A 16,969-nucleotide genomic window follows, 5' to 3' on the forward strand; every position below is an offset into this window, starting at 1 on the left:
CAATCCCCTATCCTATTTATTACCACAACCCCATTCTTACCCTTAGTACACCATTGTTATCAAAGATTTGAATAACGTTATTTGTGATTGTCATTCTACCAGTACCACCCTGACCATTGATAAAAATCCCCTGATTCTTATCGATCAACCATCCAGATTGATTATAAACATAGTTGTTACTCATTATCTGGTTGCCTATTTTGGCATTCTGTATTGCCCCATCAACTACGTTTAATGTATTAACTGAACCCTGTGACAATTTAAGATTTGTAATCGCAGCATCAGCAATATAACCAGTACCGATACTTGCCGCCTGGATCATGCTTGTCTTGATGTATGTAGTACCATTGACGATTGCGAATGGAGCAGTGCCGCCAACGGTTGCAGAATCACTACCAGATACAATGAACTTATCAGCAGCAAAATATATGGCAGAGTTATTACTTGCCCCCTGGGAAGCCACAAGACGAATACCAGCTACAGTACCATTAGCATTAACAGATAGTGAGTACTGAGCATCTACAGTACTTGCCGTAGCCTTAGTTGCCATCTGCTGGTTAACCGTTGCTATCTGTCCATTAACATCACTACGTAATTGTGTGACTGCCTGCGTTTGTGCTGTATTATTACTAACTACAGTCTGTGATAAAGTACCAATTTGAGCAGTATTCCCGTCTACGGTATTCTTAAGGAAATCAACACGTGTATTTGTATATGCGTTTGATTCATTAACTGCATTATTCAATGTGTCAGTTAGACGATCATCTAAATCAAGAATACCATTAATCGCGTCGGCATCTTCTGCCGTAAACTGATACTTAGAGTTGATTGAAATTGTCTGTACTGGACAATATTGAATATCATCAGTACCAAACACATCAAAAAAACCCATCTTAACTTGATACTCGCCATCGGCAATGTTTGGTACACTATCGAATTCAGGAGCATAACTGGTATAAATTTTAGTAGTAGTACCAGAAACTATACTAATAATAGCCCCAGCATAATCACGTTCATTTGATTTAGTCCAACTACAGAATAAGTTACCAAAACCACCCGTAAAGCTAACACCAGTTACTAAACCTGCCTGTTTGTTCTCTACAGTAATTTTAACTTCTTGTGAATATGTCCCAGCATTAAAACCCTGTGCGATAATTCCAATAGTAGGTTTACGTATTTTCAAACGGTTCATCGTAAGAGTTAAGTTAAATGTATTACTCTGTGTATAGAATGTATCGACTAGTGTTATACCATTATAAACATTGATTACATAGTACTTAAAATAATCACTAAATGAACGTCCATTAACTAAAGTATTCTTCTGAGAATCCCACGCAATAATGAAATCAGGAGCATCAGTAATCAATGCTGTTTCAGTACTGTTAGTAAGTACCACACCCGTTACTGATGGTAATGTAAAGTTAAATGTAGGCACAATTCCAGTAAGAGAAAGCTTACTTGATTTAAGACCGAGATTATTAAATGCCTCTACTGCAAAATCATAGCTACCAGAATCAGATAAACCAAATAATTCATAACTTGTTTTCTGTACGCCAGTTTGCCCCGCATATGTCCATGTACTGGAACCATTCAAACGATAATAAACATAATATCCGCGTAGATATGGATCTTCAGATGCGTTCCATGTTAAATCAACAATTGAACCGGAAGTAGTATTACCCTTTTTAACTGTCTGTAGATTAGATGGTGGAAGTACTGATAGTTCTGGAAACTGAATTACACCACCCGGAGACCAAACACCAGGATCAACACCATCATACATCGCATCTGGAGCTTCTACGGCTGTGATTGTCACATAACCGATATTCTCCTGATCAGTACTAATATCCTTGTTTAGTACTTTGAATTTACCTGAGATACCAAATTCATCATTAGATACATTAATAGCATCCCAAATCTTAAGATCCCAACCTTCAGAAGTAGTAAAGCTGATTGTGCGTAAAGAATATTTTGCCTTTAGTACATCAACATTAGCCATCTTAGCAATAACATCCTGATCATATGACCATGAATAATCACGACTTAGAGCGATTACTTGCCCATCATGCTGTATTGCTTCATCAATTGAGATATCAGAAGGAATACGTAATAAATCAGTGGCATACATTGATTCTGGATTTGTATACTTACAATCGACCGTATTGAAGTAATCAGTACCACCTGAAGTACTGATCTGTACTGCCCCAAACATGTTATTTTCATTGAATGATGCGACGGAAACAGTTTTACGATCAGTAGTAATACAGATTTGACCAGCATGAACATACATGATACCGCCAAAACTCTGACAGATATTTTCAATGTTATCCATGAAAGTACTTTGATAACTAATAGCACCATTAGCGTATAATTCGAAAGCATCACAATATGCCGCAGTTTCAGCAAATGTTTGCTGATTAATTAAACCAGGATCAATACCCATTCCATAAGTTGTATTAGTTAGATAATCGTAAATTATGGAAGGTGGATTACTTGTAGCACGGATTTGACCATCAACGAAATCATAAATTCTTTGACCTTTCATCTCGCAAGTCAAAGAAAACTGATCATTAACAAGGATGTTATTTTCTAATGATGATTGTGTTTTCTTGATTACAGTACTGATACTAACTACACCTTTACCCAAGAATTTATTAGTCCATTTTGAACCCGCATATTGTGCCGCAAGGGATTTAGTACTGGTATAATCACCCCCAAAGCGTACTTCAAGTTGTAGGAATGGTTTATACTTCCCAGCAATTGAACTATTCGGTACTATCCCATCTTCAGTAATTGGGGAAGATAATACAGGTTCATTATCAATATAAATTTGTTCAATATATTTTTCAGTACCAGCATATGCTACTGCTTGTTCACTAAAGAGATATTGAGAATTTGAATTCGGTACGTTATACCAAGTTACGATACTACCAGTAAGCACAAATGAACCACCTGATACACCGTTCTTATGTGGGTACTGTCCACCGTATATAACTGGTAATCCAGTAGTAGGGCTTGTTGAACGTGATAGAGAATCGCTTACGTCCCCATATCCCGTTACCCCCACTTGAGCTAACATTGAAGTAGCAATTAGAGATACTGCCGCCGTCGCACTGCCCCAACCGATAGCAGCTAATGCCGTGCCCCCAGAAAAGTAGATGGCAGCAGCCACAACCACCGCCGAAATAATGGCTCCAAAGAAGCCGCCTAAACTCTTACCCATCTATATGTTTCCTTACTCTGTAATATGTTCCTTTTACTGGTTTCGGTTGAAGTTCAAAACCGTCGTGTTTCTGGTTAACACCAAGTACTCGATCTGATACCACTACTGCCATGATTAATGGGTTATCTGGATCTAGCCATATATCACCATCTATAACAGCCTCTACGGGCTTACAATACGCTTCAACAATTTCCCCTGTATGGTTCCATCCTTCCTTGTTTAAACCCGCTATACCTTCTTTAATGCTTGAATATTCACGATCAGCTAATGACGTTGTGCCATTGATTAGATCAATTATCCTGAGTACTATCATGTTGCAATCGTTATCCCCATACTTATATGGGTTATCAAGTGAGTACTGGATAATTGCCATGATTTCATTATGTAGATTCTTCATTATTTGTACTTCCAATTTTGGTTTTGATTAACTTGACCGAGTAATGAAAAGTATTCATCACCTTTATAGATTGATTGATAAACTGAGTTAGCCGCAATCAAGGCAGGTTGTCTATCAAGTTTTTTATATACTGAGTTAACATAAATCGTCATTTCATTAGTTTTCTGATTTGGATCAGCTACTGCCTGTACATAGTCAATGAATCCCGAAAACATAAGCATTGAATCAATTACAGTACTATCATATGGATTCAAGATTACTAGTTTGATATTCATCTGAGCATCTTTAAAGAAACCACCAAGAGCAAGAGCACGTACTGAAGCATTAACGTTACTTACTTTGAAATTAATGGCATCATTATTGATACCCTTCTGTTCTGAATAAGTAGGGAGTGAACCACTTATAATGTCTGGAAAGCTAATGTACTGATAACCATCAAGAGAAATATAAATTAGTGAATCTGTCCAGTGAAAACCATTAGTACCTTTTGGAAGTACATCAAAGCAGGTTACGAAAACTCCAAGACTCATAATTTCCATCAATGATAATTGTGTTTTTGTAGTTCCTCTTATCAGTTTCCAGTACTTTAAAAGATTTGCGTTCGTATATGTGCTTGCGTTCATTATTGAATGTTCTCCGTCGCCTTTAGTGTAATATTCATGATATTACCAACTGGCATTGTATAATCATTATCTGGATCTAATACGGCTTCAATAATAAGGTTCTCATAGTTAATTACTTCAGATGCCTGTACTGTATTTTGGAGTACTGGGAAAATAGTAATACTCGATGAAGTGCTATCAACTATTCTATAAAGTTTATTATGATTACTGAATTGTACCCATTCACCAACAGCTAACGTATTAGTACTGGTAGGAATTAACATAGTACCTTTATTGATATTTGCAGTACTCGTAACTGAACCAGTTTGTGTACCATGATATTTTCCAGCAACACCAAGAGTTAGAGTAAATGGCTTTCCTTGTGAGTATTGAGCCAGAAAGTTATTAACCTCTGCTAGTGCTGGGGCGTTAAAATTAAGTGTAAATTGAATTTGATAGTACTGAATACCCGTAGATCTCATGATAAGTTGACCTGTCCATGTTTGATTTGAGTAGACGGGTTCAGTACTTTTGATTTGAAAGTTCGTAACCTTCACATTATTTGTAAAATTTGTCATAGAATTACCTCAATGTCCTTTATTTTCCATATAAAGCTATTTATACTCTTCGAAAAAAAAGAGGGATAAACCATGCTATTCGGACACAGCTATCGGTCAGTAATGGGGTTGAAACGAAAATGTGAGATTGAAGTAATTATAAAGAATGAGGATTGTGATGGCGTCCCAATTGTAATTGCTCCAGGTTTCCTTACAGAAGATCAGCAAGATTGGTTAACTTATATTGAAAAAAGAATTAATGCCCCTTTGATTTACGTTAAGTGGAGATCCTCATCCGTTTTGAAAATAACTCAGAATGCACTCATTACATTTCTTCCATCTTTGGCTATACCATATATAGGTACTTATCGGATACCTTCTATACTAAGCTGTATGTTTTCGGGCTGGAGCAATGCAGCTAAAGAGGCATCTTTAGCAGGTCGTGATTTATCTAAAATAATAAATGACATCTGGGATGACGAGATAAAAGCAGTGTTTTTAGGTCATTCACTGGGAGTTAGAGTTATCACAGAAGCTATGCATACTTTAAATCATGATAATGTTTTGACATCAATTTCAATAGCAGGAGCCATTGATACTGAAGAATATAAAAAAAGACTTTCAGGTATCAAAACAAAGCGTAGAATTAAACATATTAATATGTACAGTGATAATGATGCAATACTAAAATGGTTATACCGTATCGGTGAGCTAAACTATAAAAGCAACCCTATTGGATTAGTACGATGTGATTTGGAGAATGTAATAAATTACAAGTCAAGTATCGGACATACTGAGTATCATAAAAACCATGCTTTTAGTAAAACAATAATAGAGCTTTACGATGAAGTTATAAAAAAGATATAATTTTGTAAGTACTGCCACAAACGGCAGTACTTACTAGGTATTACGTTTAATTGAACTTCTATAAGCTTGTGCTACGCTATTCTGATGTTTCTTCAACATTTCATTGAATTTCTTATCATCCCCAGCTACATCACCTTGGATGATCAATGGTGCGTTTATAGTAACATCACCTGAAGTACTTCCACCTTCTTGCTTATCCAGAAACTTAGTTAATTTCTTATTCGCTTCTGGCTGTACAACACGTTCACCCGCTTTAAGTACGAATGATTTATTATCATAACCTGCTGGTAATTCATCTACACCACCGTGGAACTGACCGGAGGCAGCACCTTTAGCAGTACTGATAATACTCATACCAAGTGATAGTACTTTGGCATATGAAGCTAATGATCCAGGAAAAGGCGTTGCCAGTGCCTGTGCGAGAGCTGACTGGATTGATAGTACTGTTTGAGCAATACTGATACCACGACTTAGAGCAAACGCAGCCTGAGCAGCACCAGAAGATTTACCAAAAGCAGCAACCATACCATTTGCCAACTGATCGGCAGTATTACCAAAGATTGATAATTGGTCTTGTGCGTTCTGATTACTAATCTCAATCGCCTGAGAGTTATATTTCGCAGTGATTTGTGCCTTACGCTTTTCGTAATCCTCATGACCTTTAAGAAGTAAATCATTCTGTGCCAATTCAGCATTCATAGCATCTTCATTATCTTTCAAACGCTGATCAGTATTATCATAAGCAAATGGATTATTACCATTGATACGTTGATTTTGTTGATTTGCTAAGAAGCCTTTTTGTTGTTCATTGAGATTACCTGAGCCAATTAATGTATTAGTATCTTTCAATCCCTGATTAGGATCTTGATAACCAATCATTTGATTAAGCATGTTATTACGGTTTTGTGCTCCAGTCTTAGCAGCAGTTTTTAATAACTGTGATGGATCAATACCAAGTACTTTAGCGTTATCAGCAATTACTTTCATTAGCTCTTTTTGTTGGCGATCATATTCGGCTATTTGTCGTAGATTCGCATTGGCTGTAGAATCAGAGATTGCTTTATCAAGTGCCTTTTGTGCCGCTAATCGTTTAGCATTTGCTTGCTCTTGTAGTCGCTGTTCTGCTTTTAACTTACTTTCAAGTGCTTTCTTCGCAGCTTCATCGCTGGCATTCATCGCCTTGACCAATTCACTACGTTTTTCTCTATATGAAGATTCAAGGCTATCAAGTGCTTTCTTCTGAGCCTTAAAATCATCACCATAAGCACTAAGTAATGATTTCTGAACTGCTTCTTTCTGGAATTTATATTGTTGGTCTAATTGATCAATTTTCCCTTGTGCTGCCTGTTTTGTAGTTTCAAAGGCTTTCATACCACCATCAATAGTACTTTTAGATACGCCTTTATTAGCTTCATCAATAGTAGTTTTAAGATCCTTCATATTGGCTTGAGCTAAACTAACTACATAAGATAAGTTCTTATCAAGTAATTCAGTATCTTTCTTGTTTTGTTCAACAATCTGAGCACCATAGATGGATGAATTCTTTAGTAGATCATCCTGATAACCTTGCTGGTACTGTTTAACCGCATTAATCCCCTCTTCACCAGTAGCCACAGCCGCAGATGAAACAGGTTTAGAGTTCATAATGCGTGTCATTAGATTCAGAATTTCAGCAAGACGTGAAGCGATTGGGGCTAATGTACTGTTTTCCCATTGTTCCCAAGCGTTTGATAGTTCTGTAGTTGCTTTTCTGTATTCTGCGAATTGATCAGATTGTTCTTGTGTTAATTGAATTGTTTGCTGTGATAATGAATTTTGGTAATCTTGTTCACTGTTAAACTGTTTGAGTACTGATAGACGTAATACTGCATCACTCCCTAATGTTTCCATCATGAATGTCATTTGTGAAGCACTATAACCCTGTGCTTTTGCCGCAAAGTAAATCTTAGCATATACATCCTGACCTTCATCAGCCATTTTCTTTAGTTCAATGAGATTCAACCCTAGAGGCTGAATAACATCAGTGTACATTGAACCACCCAAATTATTAAAAGCATCGCCTAGCTTATCACCAATATCTTTTTGTTGATTAGCGATGGCGTCCATGTTTAATCCAACCTGAGCATACATATTTGCCATTTGTTGGATTTGAGCAATACCCATCTGTGTTAAGTTAGCAGCCTTGAATACTTCAAAAGCTTTCTCTGCCTGTTCTGATACCTTAGCAAGTGTTATGGCAATCGCCGCACCTGCTACACCAATTGCCCCAGCAACACCAGTCATAGCCAAACCAGCACGACCGAAACCACCACTAAGGCGTTCGGCAACATCACCAACTAGACCGCCAGCATTACCGCCAAACTCATCAAGTGAATCAGTTGCTTGACGCAAAGCACGGCTTAAGCCAGAACTATCACCATCAATATCTACTCTAATATCCCTGTTATTTGCCATTTCGTTTTTTCCCTAAAACCTGTTTCTTAATAGCTTCACCTAATGACGCAATATCATTAGATTGTTTTTCTTTTGATTTCTCTTTTCGTTCTTCTGATTTCTCAAATGAAGTTTTAGTACTGTCATTAAGTAAATCAAGAAAATCAAAATCACTAACTTTGATTGATTTTTTAGCCTCTGGTGTTAAATTACTATTACTTAAAGTCGTGTAATAACACTGATAGGCATGTTTCATCATTTCAATATGTGTACCTGATGGTTCTATGAAAGTGTCGTAAATCATTAACATTTGTAGTACTTCTGGTTCTAATTCAAAATACTCGTTTGGTGATAGCCCTCTTTTGTTAACCATCTTACAAAAGTACTTTAATTCAGTATCACACCTTACTTTTTTTCAACTTCGTCCGTTGGATTAGAATCTTGAATCAATTGAAGGATAGCAGCATAGATTTTATTCTGTAGAATGTAATCTACAGATTGTACGTTAATGCGACCATCAATATCTTCATCAGCAAAGATTGAATCACCATTTTCATCTTTAACGCATAGAATTAGAGTACTTGAAATATCAGTACATTTCTGAAAATCACGACCATTTGGACGATGAATATAGATAGTTTCACCTTCAATCACAAATGGATGTAGTTCAGGTTGTAGTTTTTTTAATAGTGCTTGTAAGTTCATTTATTTCACCTCATTAATAGAAAAGGGAAGATATTCACCTTCCCTTTATTTATTCAAGTTTGTTTAAGATTATGAGGTTACAGTAATAATACCAGAATCAATAGCAGCACCATCCACCGCTAGGGTAAAGGTTTTAGTAACAACTTCATCTTTGTCACCACCAATAGTAGTACTGGAAACGAAACAGGTATAAATTACATAGAAGCCAGTTTCTTTAGAAGAATCTTCAAAATAACTTAGTTTAATCTGACAGCGTTTTTGTTCATCTGCCAATTGTTCAAGTTTCTTATGTACTGCATTATCAGCAAGGTAGTTAACAGCGAGTGAAATATCAGGGATTGATTTAGTACCTAATAGTTTACGATCATAAGCAGAGTTAAAAGTTTTAACACTAATAACAGTACTTTCAAAACCAGAAGTAGTGAAAGTGTTTACTTCGGGTACTTCTTGAAAATCAGTAGCAACTGTTGTACCAGCACTAGTACCTACTTCAACTTTAAGATTAGCACCAGCAAAAATATCCATAGCCATATTATATATCCTTATATAAAGAGTTATACGGGGTAAGTCCATTTACCCCGATTGTATTTATTTATTATCGAGTAGTGATTGTACTAATGATTTCAATTCATTGATTTGTGATTGTAGATTATCAATAGTACTTTCTTGTTTTTCTATTTTTTCGATTGAATAACGTAATGCTAGAGCTGTATCCATCATGATAACGTTATTATCAAGAGCATAAGTACCGCCATCACTTTCAATACGATTACCATCTTCATCAAACGTTGGTGCATCAGGTATGAACTTTGTATATTCATCATCAATAGTCATTACATCTTGAGCAATAACACCACGACGTACACGTTCAGATTCATCAAAGTTATATATGAATGTACATGGTTTGAATTTCTTGATATTTTCGTATGATTCAAGACCATCATTATATTCAATATCATGTTTTAGATTTGCATCTGATGTAGCGGCTTTCTGGAATGTATAACTACCACCAAACGCACCACCACCATTACACAATAGATCACCGGTAGTTGGTACAAAATACCAATAACGTACACCTGCACCGCCAGCATCACCGAATTGAGTTAATGCAGTATGTGCCCAGGTGTTTGTACCATTACCAACATTACCTAACAATGTTCTTAAGTTATAACCATTTGAATGTTGATATCCCCATGTAATAGTACTTATTGCGTTATTACCGGGAGTGTCGTAACTATCTGCTAATCTAATACCAGACCAGTCTTGTTGAACTGATGCCCACCATTCATTTGGTCGAGGATTACCAAGCGATAATCGTCCATTAGTATAAACGTTACCTTCAGATGTAAAATCAAAAACTGAAGATTGAGCAGTAACTGATCCTGAAGCAACTTGATATACAGATAGTCTTGAAATCGTTGTTGATGAATCAGTACTTTTAATAACTCTTAGGTTTGTTGATGCCCGTTCATCACCATTTACGGTAATTTGAGAACGTAGATACCCACCTAAAATTGTATTACCCGCCCCAGGCCAAGTACTTAAATTATTTACTGATGTTATTGTATTCGAAGTAAAGTTATTCGAAGTTAAATTACCAGTTACACCAACATTTCCAGTGAAAGTACCTCCAGTAGTTGGCATACCACCAAGATTAGCAAGAGCGACAGAAGCAGTCGTAGCACCAGTACCACCTGAAGAAATTGGGAATGCTAAAGTACTACCACTTTGGTTCTGAAATACTATACTACCATCATTGCCAAGTACTAAGTTCGTTACAGAACTAGGGCTGCTAACAACCGTATAACAACCAGAAGTGCGAATACCAGCTACATCAAGTGCTGACCGAGCACCAGCTACATTAGTAGCACCAGTACCACCATTACTAACCGGAATAACATCCGTTGACATAAAGAATGATGACCAGTTAGACCAGGTATTATTTTCTGAATTATATGCTCGCCTATATGCCTTGTTAACATTGAATACAGTATAAATTTCAGTACATGAAGTAACAGCACCAGTCGATAGTACTAGTAATGAACCTGCTACTTTTTCAGGATAATTCATACCATCTTGAATATTAGCATTCAGATTCTGATTATAAACGCCAGCATAAGCACCAGTGTAATCATTTAGATTCTGTCCTACTGGTATTGGTGTACGTCTATCTCGAAATAACTCAAGGTTAGTTCGTGCATCTGTAGCATTCATTGCACCAGTACCGCCACTGTTAATACCTAACGCAACGCGAGTACCATTTGTAGCATTCTGCATTGCCCAATCGCCATTATTACCAACAATGAAACGATAACCAAAGCTAGGGCTATATAAGAATGAATATCCACCTACAGTATCACGGTCAATTGTATTGATTCCGAGATTCGAGCGTGTTGCATTCATATCTGACACATCAGATAGATTACTTGCTTTTTTTAGTTGTACATCATTAGTTACATTACCTAGTCCTACATCAGCTTTAGATACTGTTACATTACCAGTTAGAGCATGACCATTTACAGTAGTAGTTTTTGATACATAATTAGTACTTACATTAGTTGAAAGATTATCAACCTTAGTATTCACATCAGAAATATTAGTACTAAGAGTTGTATTCACGTTTGAAATGTCAGTACTTAAAGCAGTATTTAAATTATCAATACGTGTATCAACCTGACCAGTACTATAAACGCCTAAATTACTACGTGCCGTTGTTTTATTCGCCAGGTCACTTAGATTGTTCGCCACTGTCAATTGTGGAGCATCAATTACTGTTCCTAGACCTACATCAGATTTAGTAACAGTCACATTAGTACTCAAATCATGACCATTGATTGTACGTGTCAAAGGTACATAACGTGCGTCCATCTGCGTAGCAGTATAGATACGTGTCCATGCCGTTGATCCGTTCTTTGCGAATAGGCTTAGTGTGCCTGTTTTGGTGATTGCGAATTCAGCAGCACTAGCACCATCCACAAGTCCAATACCCAACATATCCGATCCGGCAGGATTCCCCGCTTGTGAAGAAGGTACTTTGATAAAACCGTTACCATCTGGTACGTCTGGTTCGTACTGAGGAATGTCTACACCATTAGACCCAACCCCATAATCACCTTGCAAGAGAGGTAGGAAAGCTTGTGTAGTACTCATACGTGCTATCACATCTTCAGGTGTAAATGTATAGGATTTACTGACTACAGTATCTTTATCGCCTGATAGTTCTGTACTTGTAATGTAACCATTCACAATCGCATATGTGATAGTACTGTCATCACTATTCAACTCATATTGAATAATACATTGAAAAATTTCTTGTGATTCTGCCATTTCATCAAGAAACATATGTGTAGAATCATCAGGCAAATAGTTAACTACAATTTGGAATGGTTCAACGGTTTTATCTGATAGGAGTACTGAATTGTATTCACTATCATATGTATCAAATGTATTAGTTTCAGAATGAATAGTAAGGATTGGGAAGGTATTCACTTCATTTACAGTGATGTTACCTACTCCCTGTGGCGAACGGTTACCCGTATCAGCGTTATATTGTAAGGTTAACCCCCTACCTGTGATTATGTCTGCCATTGAAAAATGTCCTTATAGTTATCTTGTCTTTTCCGTAACTTGAATATTTATAGTAAATGACAAGGAAACAGAGCCAGTTATAGGATCTGTCACAATATCGGATTGCTCATATGAATAACTAAGGATAATCAAACCAGCTTCTTTAAAAATAATAGTTTTATTAGCATCGAAATAACCAATTATCTGATCATAGGTTATTGAAGGTGCTGTATTAGTACTTTCTGGTTTTGGTGAGATTAGATATTGAATGGCAAAGCTTGCCGCTTGACGTTGATTACCAAAATTAACACTACTCATACTGTAATCAAATGCGATTTGTTCAAATACATCAATATCACGTGATACAGTAAGATTTCTACTAGCATTAATAAGCTGTTTCATTGCTCCGCGTACTTTCTGTACTATCATCATATTAGTAATCCTCTGCGAATGAAGCACTAGCAGTATTACGGAAATAGCAATTCACCATACCTGATAGATCATCTTCAATGTTATAGATTGTCTGGTTTACACCATCAATGATTAGTACTGTACCAATTGCCACGTTTGAGGTTATTAGATCGTCCTTTCTCATTGTTACGTATGTTTCCACGCTTTCGATAAATCCACCTGCTGCCTCAATAGAAACGGGAAGTACTTCTACTATTCCTGTAAAAGTACTTCCCGTAGCAGTTTGGATAGACTGACCGAAAGCATTCAGAAACGCATCACACTGCGTATCTTTAAATGCTCTCATTATCTAATCCTTATTATTCAGTTTCTGCTGTACCGATAACGATATTTACGAATGCGGTATCATGGGCAATTGCGATATCTGAGTAATCCCAAACGCGATATACGATAGTATTACTTGAACGATAGGTAGTATCATCAAAATCCACTTCCTGTCCTTCCCAATTTGCGAGAATTACATTGGAGAAATCGCCCATTAGAATAGTACCGTCTGCTACGAATTCAGAAATTACTACACGTACTTCATCAGCAAGCCACATTTCAGTACTGCGATAACCTTCAACCATTGCTTTAGCAGCAGTGTTATCAAGTACTGCAATCTGGCGTAGGGTACTTAGTGTTTTAGCGTTCATAACAGCTTTAACGCCACGCATATCAACGTTAGCCTGTGCCAGCTTCGCTACTGCACCCTGAACATCTTCAAGAGTGATAGAACCAGCCGTTTCAACATCGAACACCGGAGCAGCGGCAACTACTTTATCCATTACATTTTGCTCAAGACCCTGAGCGGCATAACGTAGTAGTTCACTTTGTACAAATGATTCAATATTTGGAGCCGTTAGAATTGCTTGTTTGGATAGTGGAATAGCACCACCAAAAGCTTTAGGGCTTAGGGTTACTTTAGTAAAGCTTGCAATAGAGTCATCCTGTGCTTCTGCCTCACCATAGAATTTAAATACCGGAGCTACACCAGCCGCTTTTGGAATACTGAGATTACCGCGACCTGCAAGGCCGGAATAAACAGTGGTGTTTAGTTCACCAAGTGCAGAAATTTTTAGTAGTTCTGGAATGTATTGATCTTGTAGATCATCAGCTACAATGCCAGCAGCGGTAGTAGTATTAGTACTTGGTACAGCCGCACGTACAAAACCATTAATACCACGTTCATATGCTTCAAGAGCAGATTTATCGCCAGTTTTAATGGCACGTACCATATCTTTTAATAGATTTTTATTATCCATTTCTTTGATTTCCTTATCATGAAGAGGATTTTGTTTAATGTCATTCAATTGACGTTTGAAATCTGAAATTGAAATTCCTTTTTCAATTGCTTCAGATACATCAATATTAAGTACTTTACCGAGTGCTTCTAATTCACGAACACGTTCAGTATCTTCTGTACTATTTATACTTTCTGGTTCTTCACCATGTACTTTATTGAGCAAATCAGGTCGATTAGAGATAATTTCTAATAGTTCTTCATCACTTAATTCTTGTTTGATTTCTTCTGCATGTTCGACCGATGGCTCTACTAATGCCTCTTCAACTGTTTCATTTACTTCTTCAGTACTATCAACAATTGATTCCTTTTCTCTCTCTGGATTATCCATATCCATTTGACCCTCTTGAATTGTTTCACCTTCTTTATTTAGTGATTTCATTTCAAGTTGTGAGTCCATTGAACGACCTACCCCAACTGTAGGATCGGCAGGTACTGTTACTAATGAGATTTCATAAATTTCGTAGTTGGTAACATAGATATTATTATCATCAATTTGATAATCATTAATGTTATAACCAATGCTAATATGGGTTAGTACGCCTTCCTGAATCATTTCCCATTCATCGTTGGCGGTACTGCTAATCCTTAGCGTAGCTCTACCAACGCGATCAGCATCAATACGGGCATTAACTACAGCACCAATAAGATCATCACGATTATGATTAAAGAGTACTGCCCCATTATTATTAAGGCGGGTTAGGTCTGCGTTACTGGAACCACATAGAAGAATTTCGTTATAGATTTGACCGTTGATTTCACGTTCTACAGGGGTTTCTGAACAAAACGCTACTTCGATGGTACGCGATTCTGTATTAATCGCCTGTAGGGGTTTCGTTAGTTCCCTCTTCTGGTTTTTCATTTCCATCCTGGATTACTTCCTTGTTTTTATTTTCTTTATCCTTTTCTGCCCGTACCTCTGCTAATACCTTCACTGGATCACCGCCTAATTCAGCAATAACCTGTGTTTTAGATTTAATACCTGCTTCTAACTGGAGTAGTTCAGCCTGGATATCACGAACCGGGTCCAAACTGATTGGTTTTTGAGATATATACCGAGCACAAATAAGATCATCAAAGTCCGAGAAACTTAGATTTAACTTATTATTATTTAGCATTTCGTTCTTTAACCAGGCGATATAGATTGGTTTAAGTACTTTACTGATTAGTACATTAGTACGGGTACGGAATGTAGTTTGTTGTAGTTTCTCAGTAAGACGACTTGCACTAAATGAAGCATTTGATGTATCAGATAATAAGGCTTGTTTTGTTACGTTCAGACCCATCGAGATCTGATTCATCAATTCATTGGTAAATTGATCAATCCCATCAACACCATTAGTAGGCGTTACAGTTTTAATATCCTGCCCTTCGGCTAACTCACCAATAAAGCCAGCTTCAAAATACTCTGTATATACTGGTGTAACTTCTTCTCGTTCATCAGCCCCTAACAGATCAGTACTGGTAGTGTCATTGTTATTGGTAATAAAAGCCATGCTTGAAGCACTAACACGTTTCGCAGTTAACGCAGCCTCAGTGAAGTTCTTGAGATCTTCCATTAATTTGGAAGTTGCAACCATGTCCGGCAATCCGCGTTCCTGACCTTGTTGATCAGCAATAAAGTAGTGACAGATTTCCGCAGCGGGAATTACTTCATAATCGCCAGTGATATAAGTATAGGTAACAGGATCGAATTTACAGAAATAGTAATTAACTGGTTTATGCCATTTATCAAACTCAATACCGTTGCTGATATAATTACCATTACTCAAACGTTGATTATTTAACTGAAGCAAACGAGCCGTATCGAGAATTTCTAACTTGATGGTATTGTTGATGTTGTGGATATGGATAAAACACTCACCATCCTGTACCCTTACCTTCTCTGCGTTCTGCTGGAACAAATCAAAACTTAATGAGCCATCAACACTAAAACGATCAGCATCATATGCCCAACGGTCAAAGAGCTTTTCCAAGGTTAGGTTGATTCCATTGATTTCTTCTTCAGTACCGTCAATCTCTACTGAAGGTTTAACGTACAGGCCATCAGAGCCTACAACGCCATCCACCGATAGGTTCATGTACTTACGACCTATAGGATTCTTAAGTACTGCATCACGTGAGAAAGCCCTGAAGGTAGGTAGTGCTTTCATCAGGAGGAAATTGATATTGCTACCTGAGTTTGAATTAAATCCGAAGTTCATTACCGATGTATTGCGTACTGCCTGTAGATCTCGTTTTAGGGTACTTTGTTTTAAGGAACGTTCCTGTTTAGTCTTCTTGGGTTTTGTTTCTGAATTTTTATTTTTCTTATTCCAGAACATTAGCGTGTACTCCCTGTCTTAAGCTTGAAAACCGTAATACTCTTGATTGGTTTACCGCCATTAGAGAAAGTACCGCCATTCATTTTCACAAATAGAGTATTAGCACGTTTTACATAGCGTTCCCGCATTGATTCAAGTGATGATAATGATTCACTTACAAGAGTCTTATTATTAATTGTTATTGAGTAATTAGCACCGCCAGCAATTTTATTAGCTATAACCTGATCAATTTCACTGATCATCTGTTTTAATTGGGAGTACTCAGAAGTATAAAGTAATGGATTAATGACTTCAGAAGTAAAAGTACTGGCTTGACCATTAGATATTTGAGTACAGAATATTAATTCCTGTGCTGTACTCATATCTAATACAACCGTAAATTCTTTTGAAGTACTACCATTTAAATTATCTAATGAGGTACTTTTTCCAGATGATGTAAAACTAATAACAAGAATAGTAGCAGCGGGTACTAATACCGTTAGATCCATGGGATTCGATACCATGTAGATCTTTTCTGGTAGAAGTGCCATTTTTGATATCC

At 37.0% G+C, this 16,969-nt stretch carries 15 protein-coding genes; 1 reads left to right on the top strand and 14 read right to left on the bottom strand.

Features of this window, described 5'->3' with window-relative positions; genetic code table 11:
• Nucleotides 1–19 precede the first annotated feature (19 nt).
• From IAE48_RS01055 to IAE48_RS01070, 4 genes are read right to left on the bottom strand one after another with little or no spacing between them, the layout of a single operon-like run.
• Nucleotides 20–3,223 (bottom strand): fibronectin type III domain-containing protein, encoded by a 3,204-nt coding sequence (locus tag IAE48_RS01055; protein WP_200133164.1) that lies wholly within the window; start codon nucleotides 3,221–3,223, stop codon nucleotides 20–22.
• On the bottom strand, nucleotides 3,216–3,620 hold the full coding sequence (locus IAE48_RS01060; RefSeq protein ID WP_200133165.1) for an ornithine carbamoyltransferase: 405 nt from the start codon (nucleotides 3,618–3,620) through the stop codon (nucleotides 3,216–3,218). The genes IAE48_RS01055 and IAE48_RS01060 overlap by 8 nt, the downstream gene beginning before the upstream one ends.
• Complete coding sequence (locus IAE48_RS01065) at nucleotides 3,620–4,243, bottom strand: DUF2163 domain-containing protein (protein WP_200133166.1); 624 nt, start codon at nucleotides 4,241–4,243, stop codon at nucleotides 3,620–3,622. The genes IAE48_RS01060 and IAE48_RS01065 overlap by 1 nt, the downstream gene beginning before the upstream one ends.
• Nucleotides 4,243–4,800, bottom strand: coding sequence for a hypothetical protein (locus IAE48_RS01070; protein WP_200133167.1), 558 nt, complete (start codon nucleotides 4,798–4,800; stop codon nucleotides 4,243–4,245). Before IAE48_RS01070 ends, IAE48_RS01065 begins: the two co-directional genes overlap by 1 nt.
• Before the next feature lie 72 nt (nucleotides 4,801–4,872).
• Between IAE48_RS01070 and IAE48_RS01075 the strand changes: the two genes are divergently transcribed.
• A complete protein-coding gene (locus IAE48_RS01075; RefSeq protein ID WP_200133168.1) occupies nucleotides 4,873–5,646 on the top strand; it encodes a DUF726 domain-containing protein in 774 nt (257 codons plus the stop codon).
• A gap of 33 nt (nucleotides 5,647–5,679) precedes the next feature.
• On the opposite strand, the gene IAE48_RS23965 is transcribed toward IAE48_RS01075, so the two are convergent.
• The 10 genes from IAE48_RS23965 to IAE48_RS01125 all read right to left on the bottom strand — a co-directional run bounded on the left by IAE48_RS23965 (nucleotide 5,680) and on the right by IAE48_RS01125 (nucleotide 16,958).
• Complete coding sequence (locus IAE48_RS23965; RefSeq protein WP_233631354.1) at nucleotides 5,680–8,100, bottom strand: hypothetical protein; 2,421 nt, start codon at nucleotides 8,098–8,100, stop codon at nucleotides 5,680–5,682.
• Entirely contained in the window at nucleotides 8,090–8,452 is a 363-nt protein-coding gene (locus IAE48_RS01085) for a hypothetical protein (RefSeq protein WP_233631355.1), read from the bottom strand. The genes IAE48_RS23965 and IAE48_RS01085 overlap by 11 nt, the downstream gene beginning before the upstream one ends.
• A gap of 32 nt (nucleotides 8,453–8,484) precedes the next feature.
• A complete protein-coding gene (locus IAE48_RS01090; RefSeq protein WP_200133169.1) occupies nucleotides 8,485–8,784 on the bottom strand; it encodes a hypothetical protein in 300 nt (99 codons plus the stop codon).
• Nucleotides 8,785–8,853: 69 nt separating this feature from the next.
• The gene (locus tag IAE48_RS01095; RefSeq protein WP_200133170.1) at nucleotides 8,854–9,315 is read right to left on the bottom strand and encodes a phage tail tube protein; all 462 of its coding nucleotides are present in this window, start codon (nucleotides 9,313–9,315) and stop codon (nucleotides 8,854–8,856) included.
• Between the two features lie 57 nt (nucleotides 9,316–9,372).
• The gene (locus IAE48_RS01100; protein ID WP_200133171.1) at nucleotides 9,373–12,372 is read right to left on the bottom strand and encodes a pyocin knob domain-containing S74 family peptidase; all 3,000 of its coding nucleotides are present in this window, start codon (nucleotides 12,370–12,372) and stop codon (nucleotides 9,373–9,375) included.
• Nucleotides 12,373–12,390: 18 nt separating this feature from the next.
• On the bottom strand, nucleotides 12,391–12,783 hold the full coding sequence (locus IAE48_RS01105) for a hypothetical protein (protein ID WP_200133172.1): 393 nt from the start codon (nucleotides 12,781–12,783) through the stop codon (nucleotides 12,391–12,393).
• A gap of 1 nt (nucleotide 12,784) precedes the next feature.
• Nucleotides 12,785–13,108 carry a hypothetical protein gene (locus IAE48_RS01110; RefSeq protein WP_200133173.1) on the bottom strand — a complete coding sequence of 108 codons (324 nt, stop codon included), beginning with the start codon at nucleotides 13,106–13,108 and terminating at the stop codon, nucleotides 12,785–12,787.
• Between the two features lie 13 nt (nucleotides 13,109–13,121).
• A complete protein-coding gene (locus tag IAE48_RS01115) occupies nucleotides 13,122–14,972 on the bottom strand; it encodes a phage major capsid protein (protein ID WP_233631356.1) in 1,851 nt (616 codons plus the stop codon).
• Nucleotides 14,920–16,428 (bottom strand): phage portal protein, encoded by a 1,509-nt coding sequence (locus tag IAE48_RS01120; RefSeq protein ID WP_200133174.1) that lies wholly within the window; start codon nucleotides 16,426–16,428, stop codon nucleotides 14,920–14,922. Before IAE48_RS01120 ends, IAE48_RS01115 begins: the two co-directional genes overlap by 53 nt.
• Nucleotides 16,428–16,958 carry a hypothetical protein gene (locus IAE48_RS01125; RefSeq protein ID WP_200133175.1) on the bottom strand — a complete coding sequence of 177 codons (531 nt, stop codon included), beginning with the start codon at nucleotides 16,956–16,958 and terminating at the stop codon, nucleotides 16,428–16,430. Before IAE48_RS01125 ends, IAE48_RS01120 begins: the two co-directional genes overlap by 1 nt.
• Nucleotides 16,959–16,969 lie beyond the last annotated feature (11 nt).

The sequence above is a fragment of the Kosakonia sp. S57 genome, from assembly GCF_016516575.1.
GTDB lineage: Bacteria > Pseudomonadota > Gammaproteobacteria > Enterobacterales > Enterobacteriaceae > Kosakonia > Kosakonia cowanii.

Coding starts and splice junctions, on each gene's coding strand:
- IAE48_RS01100 (WP_200133171.1), bottom strand. CDS start 12,372: ATGGCAGACATAATCACAGGTAGGGGGTTAACCTTACAATATAACGCT.
- IAE48_RS01075 (WP_200133168.1), top strand. CDS start 4,873: ATGCTATTCGGACACAGCTATCGGTCAGTAATGGGGTTGAAACGAAAA.
- IAE48_RS01105 (WP_200133172.1), bottom strand. CDS start 12,783: ATGATGATAGTACAGAAAGTACGCGGAGCAATGAAACAGCTTATTAAT.
- IAE48_RS01055 (WP_200133164.1), bottom strand. CDS start 3,223: ATGGGTAAGAGTTTAGGCGGCTTCTTTGGAGCCATTATTTCGGCGGTG.
- IAE48_RS01065 (WP_200133166.1), bottom strand. CDS start 4,243: ATGAACGCAAGCACATATACGAACGCAAATCTTTTAAAGTACTGGAAA.
- IAE48_RS01125 (WP_200133175.1), bottom strand. CDS start 16,958: ATGGCACTTCTACCAGAAAAGATCTACATGGTATCGAATCCCATGGAT.
- IAE48_RS01115 (WP_233631356.1), bottom strand. CDS start 14,972: ATGGAAATGAAAAACCAGAAGAGGGAACTAACGAAACCCCTACAGGCG.
- IAE48_RS01060 (WP_200133165.1), bottom strand. CDS start 3,620: ATGAAGAATCTACATAATGAAATCATGGCAATTATCCAGTACTCACTT.
- IAE48_RS23965 (WP_233631354.1), bottom strand. CDS start 8,100: ATGGCAAATAACAGGGATATTAGAGTAGATATTGATGGTGATAGTTCT.
- IAE48_RS01110 (WP_200133173.1), bottom strand. CDS start 13,108: ATGAGAGCATTTAAAGATACGCAGTGTGATGCGTTTCTGAATGCTTTC.
- IAE48_RS01085 (WP_233631355.1), bottom strand. CDS start 8,452: ATGGTTAACAAAAGAGGGCTATCACCAAACGAGTATTTTGAATTAGAA.
- IAE48_RS01090 (WP_200133169.1), bottom strand. CDS start 8,784: ATGAACTTACAAGCACTATTAAAAAAACTACAACCTGAACTACATCCA.
- IAE48_RS01120 (WP_200133174.1), bottom strand. CDS start 16,428: ATGTTCTGGAATAAGAAAAATAAAAATTCAGAAACAAAACCCAAGAAG.
- IAE48_RS01095 (WP_200133170.1), bottom strand. CDS start 9,315: ATGGCTATGGATATTTTTGCTGGTGCTAATCTTAAAGTTGAAGTAGGT.
- IAE48_RS01070 (WP_200133167.1), bottom strand. CDS start 4,800: ATGACAAATTTTACAAATAATGTGAAGGTTACGAACTTTCAAATCAAA.